The sequence below is a fragment of the Loigolactobacillus backii genome (genome assembly GCF_001663675.1).
In the GTDB taxonomy this organism is placed as follows: domain Bacteria; phylum Bacillota; class Bacilli; order Lactobacillales; family Lactobacillaceae; genus Loigolactobacillus; species Loigolactobacillus backii.
This window is the reverse complement of the sequence record NZ_CP014873.1, coordinates 2,529,478-2,543,225: the sequence shown is the minus strand read 5'-3', so window position 1 is coordinate 2,543,225 and position 13,748 is coordinate 2,529,478. Positions and strand designations below refer to the sequence as shown.

Below are 13,748 nucleotides of genomic sequence, written 5' to 3'. Positions count from 1 at the left end.
CGATTCAACACTGGTCTATCCCTTACGGGGTAGGCCTTTTTTTATTGCCAAAATATATTTTATTTTTTTATATAATAGTATTGCATTTCAAATATAATAGTGTTATATTATAGACATAGAGATGAGGGAGCAAAAAGAAAGGAAGTTTTAAAAATGAATAAACTAATTTTATCCAAAAATTTAACCAAAGAACAGAAACAACAAGTAATCTTAACAAGTGGGAAAACTTGGGACGACGTAGTCGCAGTTAACTTCCAGTTGCGTAAAGACGGAACTGTTGCCAACTACAGTGTTGATTATAAAGTAGATGCTACTAGCGGCGATGTAGTAGATGCCATGAACTTATTGTTTACCGATAAACACTCAAAGTCTTACCAATCCGCAAAAAATCGAGCTAACGTATCACAGGGACAGATTAACAGCGCACGGCGCCTGTTAAAAAATGAAAAAAAAGAGGGATAAAATGAGCGTTTTAATAAATAATCAGAATAGCCAGGAATCTAATCACAGTTGGCGCGATGACTTAGGCAGCGACATGGATAAAGCTAAAGCACTTCTGGCAGACACCGAAATTTCTGGGACTTTTATCGCTAATACAACTGGTATTAACCGGATGAACATCTCGAATTATCGAACTGGCAAAACGGATGTTGAGAAAGCTAAATGGGAGATCGTAGCAAAACTAGCTCGCACCTATGAAGCTAATTGGATCCAAGAACAAATAGGTGACGAAATGACTGAGTTTGTTAACTTTATTAAAAAATTCAGCAGAGCCGTGTCAAAATCAGCAAACTATGTGGCAAAAACCGATGATAAAATGGCAGACACAATTGAGTTGCTCGGAAACATGACAACCAGCGATATAATCCAATTAATCGAATTATATAAAAACTATATTGATGAAGATTAATAAAGCACCGGCAAAATTAATTGTCGATGCTTTTTGCGATAAATTTTATATTATGTATTTAATCCGCCCAGGATTTTAAAATGGGTAACTTTGGGTAACTTTTTAATTGCATAGCCTGTAAATACTGATATAATAGCAATCTAAGCAAGCTACAAAAAAGCGATACGTTTTTTTGTTGTCTTTTTACGTAATGCGCCATTTAGTTTATACTTAAAAGTAAATTTAAAAAAGGAAGTTCACGTTATGACGAATCATATTGCACTTTATGAACCACTGATGCCAGCTAATACAGGGAATATTGCCCGAACCTGTGCGGCAACGGATACCCACCTTCATTTAATTGAGCCGCTGGGCTTTTCAACGGATGATAAGCATATGAAGCGTGCTGGTCTAGATTATTGGAACAAGGTTGATATTACTTATCATGAAAGTCTGGATGCTTTTATGGCATCTTTACCCGCAAACGCTAAGCTATATTTAATTAGTAAATTTTCAGATAAAGTTTATTCTGACGTTGACTATACAGATACGCAATTAGATCATTATTTTCTGTTTGGAAAGGAAACAACTGGTTTGCCAGAACCCTTTATGCGGGAAAATCCGGAAAAAGCATTACGGATTCCGATGACTAACAAAGTACGGGCGCTAAATTTATCAAATACGGCTGCCATCATTATTTATGAAGCTTTACGCCAACAAAATTTTGCCGGTTTAGAGCGGAGCCATACTTATGAACACGACAAATTAAAATAACCAACGATAAAGGAGACCTTTTTTGAAAACTTTAGTTGTTGCGGAAAAACCGAGTGTTGCCGAATCACTGGCAAAAGTTTTAAAAGCAGATCAAAAGAACCGTCATTACTATGAAGGTAAGGATTACATTGTGACTTGGGCGTTAGGTCATTTGATGACGCTAAAAATGCCGGAAGACTACAAAAAGGAATGGCAAACTTGGACCTTTGATACCTTACCGCTGTTACCAAAACAAATGGAAACTAAGCCGTTACCTAAAACACGCGCACAATTAAAGGCCATTCAAACGCTAGGCAAGCGGTCAGATATTAAAGAAGCAGTTATTGCAACTGATGCTGGTCGTGAAGGTGAGTTAGTTGCTCGTTGGATTTTAGAGTATATTCGTTTTAATAAACCAGTTAAACGTTTGTGGATTTCGTCGCAAACGGATAAGGCAATTAAGGATGGATTTGCACATTTACGTCCGGCTAAGGATTACGATAACTTGTATTCTGCGGCTAAGGCACGCGCGACGGCCGATTGGTTAATTGGATTGAATGTTACCCGAGCGTTAACGGTAAAATACAACGATAATCTATCAGCCGGCCGGGTTCAAACGCCCACTTTAGGGCTAGTAGCGAAGCAAGAGGCGCTAATCAATCAATTTAAGCCACAAACGTACTACACTTTAAGCTTTGTGACCAAACATGGTGATGCACAAATGCAGGGCAATCCGCGCCTGACTTTAGAAAAAGCTCAGGCCCTCCAGCTTGAATTACAGGATGAAACGGCGGTAGTGACGGAGATTAAGGCGAAGAACAAGCGGCAAAAGGCGCCACTACCTTATGATTTAACTGAATTACAAAAAGACGCCAATCAGCGTTACCAATTTTCAGCAAAGAAGACACTTAATTTGTTACAGATGCTTTATGAGCAATATAAAGTGGTGACGTATCCGCGGACCGATTCTAAATATTTAACCAGTGATTTAAAGAATACGATGCAGGAACGTTTAATTGCAATTAGTCGTTATGAACCACAGGCCAAAAAATTGGCGGCCAAAAAGGCACCAGTATTGCAACAACAAGTTTTTAATGATGCTAAGGTCGGCGATCATTATGGCTTGATTCCCACTGAACAGATGCCTCAGGCCGAGCGTTTTTCCAATGATGAACAGAAAATTTATAATTTAATCGTGGAGCGTTTCATTGGCTTGTTTTTGCCTGACTATCAAGAAGCACAACAACAATATTCTTTACGACTAAAAACAACAACTTTTGTCCTCAAAGTGACGCAAGTGACGGTTGCTGGTTTTAAGCAAGTTGAGTTAACTTCACAGAATATTACGAAATTCAACAAAGGGACGGTAATGGCCGGTAAACTGACGTTAAATAAGCAATTAACACAAGCACCAAAACCGCTCAGTGAAGCAACGTTATTGGTTCAAATGGAAAAAGATGGTTTGGGAACGCCGGCAACACGAGCCGAAATTATTGAAAAGATAATTTCCACCGGCTTGATGGAACGAACTGGGCGGCACGTAAAGGTGACGCCAAAGGGTAATCAGTTGCTTAAATTAGTTAATCCCAGCCTAACGTCGCCTAAATTAACGGCACAGTGGGAAACTGAATTAGAGCAAATTGCCGCAGGACAGTTATCACAACAGAAATTTGTAACGCAAATTCGTGACGCAACGGTGGATTTGGTTAAAGAAGTTAAAAACAGTTCTGCCGACTATAAGGACTTTAATTTAACGGCCAAGGTATGTCCTAAATGTGGAGCCCATTTACGTGAAAAGCAAACCCGTAATGGTGTATTATTGGTTTGTAGTAATCAGAATTGTGATTATTATCGTCGTCGTGATCCTAAGGTGACTAATCATCGTTGCCCACAATGTCATAAAAAGATGATTTTACTGACCGGTGAGAAGGGGGATTACTTTAAGTGTACTAATTGTAATTTGACCCAAAAGGTAACCGACATTAAAAAACATAAAAAGATGAGCAAACATGAAGAAACACAATTATTAAAAAAAGTTAATGCTGATGATGAACCACAGGAAAGTCCGTTAGCGCAAGCGCTGAAAGCTGCAATGACCCGAAAATAGCAGGGAGGAAGCCCAGTATGAAAACTAAGGCAGAACCAATTATTGTTGAACATTTCCATTATGACCGTGTTGCTTCTGACGCTAAGCCCACAACTGATGTTCAAGTTTCATTAACGGAAGTTGAAGCAACCGGGGATGGTGCCGGGGGAAAGATGGCTGCAGGAAAGATTTTTCAGTTTTCAGTTCCATTTACAGTAACTCTGGATGGCTTTCAAGTTAGTGGTTTAATTCGGCGAATTGTTCAGCTATTGGATTTTAATGGTGAGCCCAGTGATATTCCGGCCGAAGAAATGCAAAAATTATCCCGACCACTGGTAGAATATATTGAAACACTAACTTATCAGATAACGATTGTCGCCATTGATCATGGTGTTCAACTGGATTTCCAACCTAACGATGCTGATTCTGATAAGCAGTAATTACTTGAAGTACGATTAATTCAAATAAAGCGCAAAACAAAGATCGGCTTGACCACGTTACTTAGGCCGTGTTTGAAAATTACTTTTGCTAGTTCGTTGCTGACCAATTTTGCCGCGGCGTACTTGAAAGAGTAGTTCCAGCTTTTTCAAACACGCCCCTAGTTTGTTAAAATTAGGGCGACTAGCCACGTGATTTAGGTCCCGGATTAACTTTGTTTTGCGCTTTTTTACTGAATACCAATATAATCGGTCTTGCCCACGCTCTTTAATTAAATAACGTTAAGTTTTCTTCCGGTGCAAACAAAAGTTTGTGTATAATGAGTGGAGAAGTCTTGAAAGTAGGTGTTTTTGTGGCAACTAAAAAACCACGACGTAAACGAACAACACGTAAACGCCAAAGTACAGCCACACGAAAAAGAAAAGCTAAAAAAACAACCCGTTCCGTAAATGGGATCGGTGTTTTCTTTATTCTAGTTAGTATTTTTGCAATTTTTAAATGGGGTTTTATTGGGAACTTATTTGCCAATTGTTTTCGTTTTTTAGGCGGCGACACTTTTCAGTTTTTAGCCGCATTACTGGCCATTTATGGCCTATTTCTATTAGTAAGCGGGCGGGGACCAGTATTGCCCAAGAAACGATTGGCAGGGCTTAGTTTGGCCTACCTTAGTTTGTTACTGTTACTAGAGGCACAATGGTTTATTCAATTGAATCTCCACAGTCATTTTTGGAGTGTCGCTTGGCGATTTTTAATGGCTGATTTTCAAAAGGGCAGTGTAACAGTTACGCTTGGCGGTGGAATGACCGGAGCCGCCCTTTATAGCCTGAGCTACTTTTTAGTTGCTCAATTTGGTACTTATATCATAGCCGGACTAGGTTTGCTAGCCGGGGTGATGCTGATGCTGGATATTCCATTTCAGGCAATAACCAAGTTGTTGACCGGCTTGGTGAGTGGTATTAAACATTGTGTTCAGTGGTTAATTAGTGGGCTGCAAACACTTATTCAGACAATTGGAAAAATTATTCCTAGTTGGTCAACAACGCTGCGATCACCACAAAAAAAGTCTGAAAAGCCAGCAGTTATGAAAAAGGCGCCAATTACAGCGGACAAAGATTTACCAAAGCCAGTTGCACAAAAGGCCGCAGACGCCGCACCAACGATTAATGTTGCCACACAGCAGAGCCAGCAACAACAGGCAACGGTTGATCCGATTTCGTTAGCAAAAACCACGGCTACAAAAGAAGAGACACCGGCACAAACATTGGTTCAGCCAACGATGACGGCCAGCAATTACGTCCTTCCTAGTCCTGATTTATTACAGGCAATTCCACCAACTGATCAAAGTGATGAGTACCAAGCAATTAAAAAAAATAGTGTTAAGCTGAAACAAACTTTTGATAGTTTTGGGATCGATGTTGAAGTGAAAAATGTTAATTTGGGACCAGCAGTTACTAAGTATGAAATAAAGCCAGCTATTGGCGTTAAGGTTAGCAAAATTGTTAGTTTAACGGATGATTTGGCACTAGCACTTGCGGCAAAGGATGTTCGAATTGAGGCGCCAATTCCTGGTAAGTCCTTAATTGGAATTGAGGTTCCAAATCGCCAGATCTCAACGGTTTCTTTTCGGGATGTGATTGAGTCGCAACCGAAACATCCAGGAAAGCCACTAATAGTACCAGTTGGGCGTGATATTTCTGGTAACGTAATTATGATTGATATCACTAAAATGCCGCATTTATTAATCGCCGGGGCCACCGGTAGTGGTAAGTCAGTGATGATTAACGATATTATTACGGCAATTTTGATGGCGGCCAAACCGGATGAAGTTAAGCTAATGATGATTGATCCTAAAAAGGTTGAATTATCCATTTATAATGGGGTACCGCACCTAATTACACCAGTCGTTACTGATGCCAAAAAAGCGGCCCAAGCGCTACACAAAGTTGTCGCCGAGATGGAACGACGCTATGAATTATTTGCTCAGTTCGGGAAACGTAATATTACGGAATACAATCAGGGTGTTCAACAGCAAAATCAAACGGCTGATGAAAAGCAACCAACAATGCCGTATATCGTTTCAATTGTTGATGAATTAGCGGACCTTATGATGGTGGCGTCAAATGAAGTTGAAGACGCCATTGTACGATTGGCGCAGATGGGGCGTGCCGCTGGGATTCATATGATCTTAGCAACGCAACGGCCCTCAGTCGATGTTATTACTGGGTTAATTAAGGCCAATGTGCCTAGTCGGATGGCTTTTGCAGTTTCTTCAGGCGTTGATTCACGAACAATTATTGATAGTACCGGGGCTGAAAAATTATTAGGGCGGGGGGATATGTTATACTTACCAATCGACCAGAATAAGCCAATTCGTGTTCAAGGAGCGTTTATTGCTGCTAAGGACGTTGAGGCAGTTGTTAACTTTATTAAGGAACAACAAACGGCCGAATATGATGATAATATGTTGCCGGATGATGAAACTAAAGAAGAACTAGATAATCCCGACGATGAGCTATTTCCCGATGCCGTTCAATTAGTTGCTAAGTTGCAGACTGCGAGCATTTCAATGTTGCAACGACGGTTTAGAATTGGCTACAATCGTGCCGCACGAATGATTGACGAAATGGAACAGCGCGGAATCGTCGGTCCTTCAGAGGGCAGTAAGCCGCGAAAGGTTTACATTCGCGATCAAGATGATGCGGCAAAAGAATAAGAGGATTGCATGATTTTTGGTAATCTCGTATGATTATAGTATCCTTAAAAATTAGGCGGTTTAAAAATAGGAGGATTTTCTTTGATACAAACCTTGACAGATGGTGTTACTTTAAACGTTATACCATCAAAGCAGTTCAAAACAATTAGAATTGTGCTGACTTTTTTGGCACCTTTAGACAATAAGACAATCACAAAGCGTTCATTATTGGCTAGTTTACTAGAAACTAATAGTGCCGACTACCCAACCCAGACTGATTTAGCAGCCAAGTTATCGGCGATGTACGGTGCAAATTTTGGCATTTCAGTGAACAAGCGCGGAAACGCCCATTTCTTTACCGTTACTTTAACGTTAACTAATGATAAGTTTTTACCAGTGCAAACTGGTTTGCTAGCCGAAGGACTTGAGTTCTTAAAGTCAGTTTTATATCGACCTAACATTGTTGATAACGCCTTTGAGGCGACCACTTTTCAGCGGGAAAAGGAAAATATGACTGCCTATTTGGCGTCAGTTTACGATAATAAGCAGGCTTATGCTAGTTTAAAATTGCAAGCCCTCTATTTTAAAAATGATGAAAACCAGCGCGTTCCCAGTTTTGGTAGTCAATCTGTTTTAGATCAGATTCAACCGGATGAACTTTACCAGTATTACCAAAAAATGTTACGTGAGGATCAAATCTTAATTAATGTTTTGGGTGATGTTGATGAGTCCGCTGTTCAGGAAGCGCTTGCTGACTTTTCTTTTGCGGCGCGTCAAGTACCAACAACACCACTTTTTTATCACCAACCGACTTTTGAGCAAATTCAGGAAGAAACCCAAACACAGGCAGTAGTACAAGGAAAACTAAATTTGGCCTACCAAGTTCCGACCTATTATTATGAGCCGAATTATTTACCAATGTTGGTTACTAATGGTATTTTTGGCGGTTCACCGTTAGCCTTACTATTTACCAATGTTCGTGAAAAGGCTAGTTTGGCCTACTATGCTTCTAGCTCCTACGATGCCTTCCGCGGGATAATTACTGTGCAAACTGGAATTGATTCAAAAAATAAGACTCAGGTACTAGACATTGTGGCCAAACAGCTTGCTTCCGTTCAGGCAGGGGATTTCAGTGATGATCTAATCGCTAAAACTAAGGCAATGATTATTAATCAGTATATTTCTGGATTAGATAGTACAGGGTACTTAACAAATCAACAGTTAATTCAAACGCTGGTACCTACATCCAAAATAGCTATTGCTGATTTCCAGCAGCAAATTATGGCAGTTACGAAACAACAGATTCAAGCGTTGGCTAAGCAGATTAAGTTACAGGCCATTTATTTTCTAAATGGTGAAGGAGGACAGGCCTAATGCAGGTTAAGCACTATAAAAATCTTGATGAAACACTCTATACGGATACTTTGGCTAATGGCTTAAAGGTGGCGCTTTTACCTAAAGCTGGCTTCCACAAAACTTACGCTGTATTTACCACTAATTACGGTTCAATTGATAGTAAATTTGTGCCGTTGGGGCAACAAGAATTAACGACGGTACCAGATGGAATTGCGCATTTCCTAGAACATAAAATGTTTGATAAAAAAGACGGCGACGTATTTGAAGTATTTGGTCGTTATGGCGCTAGTTCGAATGCATTTACTAGTTTTACACGAACTAGCTACCTTTTTTCGGCGACAAACCATGTTCAGGAGAATTTAACGACCTTATTGGATTTTGTGCAGGACCCTTACTTTACTCCAAAAACGGTTGCTAAAGAAAAAGGCATTATTGGGCAAGAAATTGAAATGTACGATGATGATCCGAATTGGCGTTTGTTCTTTGGCATTGTCCAAAATCTCTACCCTAAACATCCCGTAAGAATTGATATTGCTGGTACAGTGGAATCCATCGCTAAAATTACCGCAGATGATTTATACCTTGCTTACCAAACGTTCTACCATCCTAGTAACATGAACCTGTTCGTTGTGGGGAACATTGATGCAAATGAAACCTTAAAATGGATAACTGCAAACCAGGAGACTAAAACTTTTGCACCGGCCGCACCAATTCAACGCCAATTTCCAACTGAGGCAGTTGATGGTAGTGATATTATTCCTTACCGAGTGATTGAAATGCCGGTTAACCGGGGCAAGAGTGTTGTTGGAATCAAAGGCCTAGATCAAGTTAAACAAGATCGTAGCGGCCTCGTTTACCGAACAACTTTAAATTTATTGTTTGATTTGTTATTCGGGGATTCTTCCGCTAATTACCTGCGGCTTTATGATAAGGGCGTTATTGACGATACGTTTGGTTATGAACTTAACGTTGAGCGTACTTTTCATTTCGCGGCTTTGAGCGGTGATACGGATAACCCACAGGAATTGTCAGATGCAATCATTGCTATTTTAGATCACGCTGCAGCAAGTCCGGAATTAACTGCTGATCGGTTAGAACTGGTTAAAAAAGAAGCGTTAGGCCGCTTACTGCAATCATTTAATAGCCTAGAATTTATTGCTAATGAATATTCAGGTGATCATTTTGGGGATGCGACATTATTTGATCTTGTCCAAATTATTGAGCAGATTACTTTAACTGACGTTAAGCAGGTTGCCGAGAGCTTTATTCGTCAAGCGGCAATTAGTGTGTTCCATATTGAACCCAAAGAAGGTTAAAAGATGCATCAATCAGCATTAATCATTGGCGCCTCAGGGGATATCGGTACGGTAGTGGCAAGGCGATTAGCTAAAGCTGGCTGGTCACTATATTTACACTATTTTCATAGTGAGCAGCGAATTTCACAGTTACAGGCGGAATTACAGCAGACCTATCCGAAACAGGACTTTTTCGTCTTGCAGTACGATTTAACCGTGGAAGCGCATTTGGACGAGTTAACTGAACGACTATTTCAGGTTGATGCAGTGATTTTTGCGGCAGGGATAACAACGTATGGTTTATTTTCCGAGACGACTAGTCAACAAATTGAACAGTTGTGGGAAATGCACATCAAGTTACCGATGTTATTATGCCAACGATTGGCACCTAAACTAGCTAAGAATCAGTGCGGACGAATTGTTTTTGTAGGTTCGGTCTACGGGGGCAGTGGCAGTGCAATGGAAGTTGGCTATAGTACAGTTAAAGGGGCACAATCGGCCTTTGCCAATGCGTACGCTAAAGAAGTTGCTTCCTTAGGAATTACGGTTAATGTCATTGCACCTGGGGCTGTCGATACCCAAATGAATCAACAGTTTTCAACGGCAGCAAAAGAAAATCTAAAAATGGAAATTCCGGCCAGTCGTTTAGCGCGGCCAGATGAAATTGCTTATTGGGTCGCGGCATTATTAGATCCAGCTGCTGGTTATTTAACTGGTCAAACGATTTACGTGAGTGGTGGTTGGCGTAAATAAAAGAAATTCTTAATGAAACGGGCTTTTAGGTTATGCTATACTAGAATTGAATTTTTGTGAAAAGGGCTGTAGGTGAAAATAAGCAATGAGTGAAATCGGACAGAAATTACGTGATGCACGTGTTGAAAAGGGTTATACCCTGGATGATTTACAACAGATCACTAAAATCCAAAAGCGTTATTTGATCGCAATTGAGGAAGGGCACTTTGATCAGTTGCCTGGTGATTTTTACGTACGGGCGTTTGTTAAGCAATACGCAGATACCGTTGGGCTTGATAGTGAAGAGTTATTAACTGAATTTAATGATACTATTCCGCAGGTGCGACCGCAGGAAGAAACAACTCCGGCAGCAGGTAAGCCGGATACGCGAACGGCTAGCCGCCCATCTAATCAGGTGCTTGGCCAATTACAACGTTATTTGCCAACGATTATTGTTGTTGTCGTTGTAATTATTATTTTAGGCGTTGTTTTTGCCTTTACTCGTGGTAACCGGCAGCAAAGTAAGGCTGTTATTGATAGTTCTTCCGTTTCAGTTTCAGTCCAATCTAGCTCGAAGAAGCAGTCGAGTTCAAATGGATCCAGTCAAAGTCAGGCTAAAAAGGCAACTAAGAAGCAAACTAAAGCGACTACACCAAAGCTTGAAAATTTGACGAATACGACAACAACGGCAACCTTTAACTATACCAATGCACCAACAACAAACAAACTGGCACTCTATGCGGATGATTCTAAGCAGGCATGGTCTTCAGTCACTGCTGGTGGTAAGACGGTTTGGCAAGGAACGTTGAAATCGGCTGAACAGACGATCGATTTACCGGCAGGAACGACTTCCTTTGTTATTCAAACCGGGAATGCAACAAATACTAAGGCTAAGTTAAATGATAAGGCCGTTAACCTTGACCCAAAGAATGTTGGCGGAATTGTTAAGAAAATTACGATTAACATTCAAAATGCAGCAAATGCTAGTAGTAGTTCTACTGCTAGTTCGGCGGCGACAAGTAGTTCAACTGCCAGCCAAAGCACGAGTACACAGAGTAGCTCAGTAGCACAACAAAATACAACTAGTACACCCGCTGCGACAACACGTTAATTGTTAAGTGAGTGGGCAAAGGCAAATTATAAGTGAAATACCTATAATTGATTTTAAAAGAAACCTTTGGCCGCTCTTTTTTCTTGGTCACTAAATAAAAATATTGTTTTGAGCATTAAGAAAGTCTATTACGGGGTAGAACCGATTTTAAATTAAGGAGGAATCCTCATGAATTTACCAAACCGTTTAACTGTTATTCGAATTCTTTTAATTCCTATTTTTATACTTGTTGTCCTTGTTCCTTGGAGCATCGGTAGCGTGGCTATTGCTGGTACTTCAATTCCATGGACCCAGGTTATTGGTACCTTGATTTTTATAGTTGCGTCCTTGACCGATTTAATCGATGGTCGTATTGCTCGGGGTCGCCATTTAGTCACAAATTTTGGTAAATTTGCTGATCCGTTGGCCGATAAAATGTTAGTTATGACGGCCTTTATTATTCTCGTGGGCATGGGGAAGGTACCTTCCTGGGTCGTTTCAATTATTGTTTGTCGCGAGTTAGCGGTGACTGGGTTACGCTTGCTTCTGGCCGAGAGCAATGAACATGTTGTCCTTGCGGCAGAAATGCCCGGGAAAATAAAAACAACGACCCAAATGCTGGCCATTATCTTTTTATTTCTAAATAATGTTTTCTTTAATAATATTCACTTTCCAATGGCGTTGACTTTACTTTATATTTGCCTATTCTTTACAATCTATTCAGGCATCCAGTATTTTTACGAAAGTCGTCACATTTTTGCGGATTCATTTCATTAGGAAAGAACTGAATATAGAACAAACGAAATTAGATTTTAAAATTAATTTAGACTAAGGTGTCGTGCTTCAGTTAGGGCTAATAATTTTAGAACTGGGCGTTTGTTCTTTTATTTTACTTATAATTGTGCAACGGACTTCTGAGCTTTTTCGATAATTAATTTTAGAATAATTGGCCTGGGGAAGTGTTTGAAAAAGTGCGCAGGAACCTGCTTTTTCAACCACGTTTACACCAAATTAGTCAGGAAAATACTAATAAAGTTTTTAAACATTTTCGGGGCAAAAATAATCAGTCATTTTTTGCAGAGGTTATTAAGTGTGGAGGATAAAATATGCGTGCAGAAATTATTGCAGTTGGAACGGAAATACTTTTAGGTGAGATTACGAACACAACGACACCCTTTATTGCTCGACAATTGGCCGATTTAGGGATTGATGTTTACTATCAGAGCGTTGTTGGTGATAATGCAGATCGTTTGGAACAGGCAATTCAACTTGCGGATACGCGAAGTGATTTAATTATTTTAACTGGTGGACTAGGACCAACTAAAGATGATTTAACAAAACAAACTTTAGCGAAGCATGTAAACGAAAAACTAGTTATTAATGATGCGGCAATGGGTGTAATTAATCAGTATTTTATACGATCGCAGCGCCTGATGACGGAAAATAATCGAATTCAGGCAATGCTACCTGAACATAGTCAGCCATTGGATAATCCCGTCGGTATGGCCGTTGGTGCACTTTACCAAGCAACTAAGCATACTTATATGTTGTTGCCTGGACCGCCAAGTGAGCTAATTGCAATGTTTGAACAATCTGCCCGGCCTGTACTAGTAAAACTTTACGCACAGAATAATGTTTTGGTTTCGCGCGTTTTACGATTTCACGGGATTGGTGAGTCGGAATTAGTTACACGTTTGGCCGATTTAATTGATCACCAGACCAACCCAACCATTGCCCCCTACGCGAAAATCAACGAAGTAACTTTGCGAATTACCGCCGAAGCAAAGCAGGAACAACTTGCCAATCAAATGCTAGATCAAATTGAAATTTCAATTAAGGCTCAGGTTGGTAATTATTTCTATGGTTACGGCGAGCATAATTCTTTGCCGGCCGTCGTAGTAAACTTATTAAAGCAGCGCCAGTTGTCGATAACTGCCGCCGAAAGTTTAACTGCCGGCATGTTCCAAAGTGAAATTGGCAGTATTGCTGGTGCATCGACCATTTTTAATGGTGGCTTTGTAACCTATTCTTTGGCCGAAAAAGCACATTTACTCAATATTCCTACGGCTGATTTAAAGAAATTCGGCGTTGTGAGCGAAGAAACGGCGATCGCAATGGCCCGGCAAGCTAAGGCCGCATTACAAACTGATATTGGTATTTCTTTTACTGGGGTGGCTGGACCTGACGAGCTAGAAGGACAACCAGCCGGAACCGTTTATATTGGCATTGCGTATCGTGATCAGGCTCCGGAAGCACACTTATTTCATTTTTCGAGAACACGTAACTTGGTTCGGCAACAAAGTGTTTTAACTGGTTTTGATTTATTGCTGCATAAGTTGCAAGCTGATAAATAAAAGTGAGAACACTTGTTCACTTTATTCTTGCTTTTTTGAATTTAGTTCTGTATCATTGTTAAT

Annotated in this window: 12 protein-coding genes; all 12 read left to right on the top strand. The window is 40.2% G+C overall.

From position 1 onward, the window contains the following. Window positions 1-153 precede the first annotated feature (153 nt). The 12 genes from AYR53_RS11545 to AYR53_RS11490 all read left to right on the top strand — a co-directional run bounded on the left by AYR53_RS11545 (window position 154) and on the right by AYR53_RS11490 (window position 13,685). Window positions 154-462, top strand: a complete 309-nt coding sequence (locus AYR53_RS11545; protein WP_068280255.1) for a hypothetical protein — start codon at window positions 154-156, stop codon at window positions 460-462. Between the two features lies 1 nt (window position 463). Continuing rightward, a complete protein-coding gene (locus AYR53_RS11540; protein ID WP_068280257.1) occupies window positions 464-910 on the top strand; it encodes a hypothetical protein in 447 nt (148 codons plus the stop codon). A gap of 243 nt (window positions 911-1,153) precedes the next feature. After that, window positions 1,154-1,663 carry a tRNA (uridine(34)/cytosine(34)/5-carboxymethylaminomethyluridine(34)-2'-O)-methyltransferase TrmL gene (gene trmL / locus AYR53_RS11535; RefSeq protein WP_068225340.1) on the top strand — a complete coding sequence of 170 codons (510 nt, stop codon included), beginning with the start codon at window positions 1,154-1,156 and terminating at the stop codon, window positions 1,661-1,663. A 22-nt stretch (window positions 1,664-1,685) separates the two neighbouring features. Continuing rightward, window positions 1,686-3,749 carry a DNA topoisomerase 3 gene (locus AYR53_RS11530; protein WP_068225339.1) on the top strand — a complete coding sequence of 688 codons (2,064 nt, stop codon included), beginning with the start codon at window positions 1,686-1,688 and terminating at the stop codon, window positions 3,747-3,749. 17 nt (window positions 3,750-3,766) lie between these two features. Continuing rightward, the gene (locus AYR53_RS11525) at window positions 3,767-4,168 is read left to right on the top strand and encodes a DUF1149 family protein (protein WP_068225338.1); all 402 of its coding nucleotides are present in this window, start codon (window positions 3,767-3,769) and stop codon (window positions 4,166-4,168) included. Window positions 4,169-4,518: 350 nt separating this feature from the next. Further along, the gene (locus tag AYR53_RS11520; protein ID WP_404802787.1) at window positions 4,519-6,879 is read left to right on the top strand and encodes a DNA translocase FtsK; all 2,361 of its coding nucleotides are present in this window, start codon (window positions 4,519-4,521) and stop codon (window positions 6,877-6,879) included. Between the two features lie 81 nt (window positions 6,880-6,960). Further along, on the top strand, window positions 6,961-8,232 hold the full coding sequence (gene yfmF / locus AYR53_RS11515; protein WP_068225336.1) for an EF-P 5-aminopentanol modification-associated protein YfmF: 1,272 nt from the start codon (window positions 6,961-6,963) through the stop codon (window positions 8,230-8,232). Then, entirely contained in the window at window positions 8,232-9,530 is a 1,299-nt protein-coding gene (gene yfmH / locus AYR53_RS11510; protein ID WP_068225335.1) for an EF-P 5-aminopentanol modification-associated protein YfmH, read from the top strand. The genes yfmF and yfmH overlap by 1 nt, the downstream gene beginning before the upstream one ends. A gap of 3 nt (window positions 9,531-9,533) precedes the next feature. Beyond that, window positions 9,534-10,262 carry an elongation factor P 5-aminopentanone reductase gene (gene ymfI, locus AYR53_RS11505; RefSeq protein ID WP_068225334.1) on the top strand — a complete coding sequence of 243 codons (729 nt, stop codon included), beginning with the start codon at window positions 9,534-9,536 and terminating at the stop codon, window positions 10,260-10,262. A gap of 85 nt (window positions 10,263-10,347) precedes the next feature. Continuing rightward, window positions 10,348-11,352 carry a helix-turn-helix domain-containing protein gene (locus AYR53_RS11500; protein WP_068225333.1) on the top strand — a complete coding sequence of 335 codons (1,005 nt, stop codon included), beginning with the start codon at window positions 10,348-10,350 and terminating at the stop codon, window positions 11,350-11,352. A 168-nt stretch (window positions 11,353-11,520) separates the two neighbouring features. Next, complete coding sequence (gene pgsA / locus AYR53_RS11495; RefSeq protein ID WP_068225332.1) at window positions 11,521-12,108, top strand: CDP-diacylglycerol--glycerol-3-phosphate 3-phosphatidyltransferase; 588 nt, start codon at window positions 11,521-11,523, stop codon at window positions 12,106-12,108. Between the two features lie 329 nt (window positions 12,109-12,437). Beyond that, entirely contained in the window at window positions 12,438-13,685 is a 1,248-nt protein-coding gene (locus AYR53_RS11490) for a competence/damage-inducible protein A (RefSeq protein WP_068225331.1), read from the top strand. Window positions 13,686-13,748 lie beyond the last annotated feature (63 nt).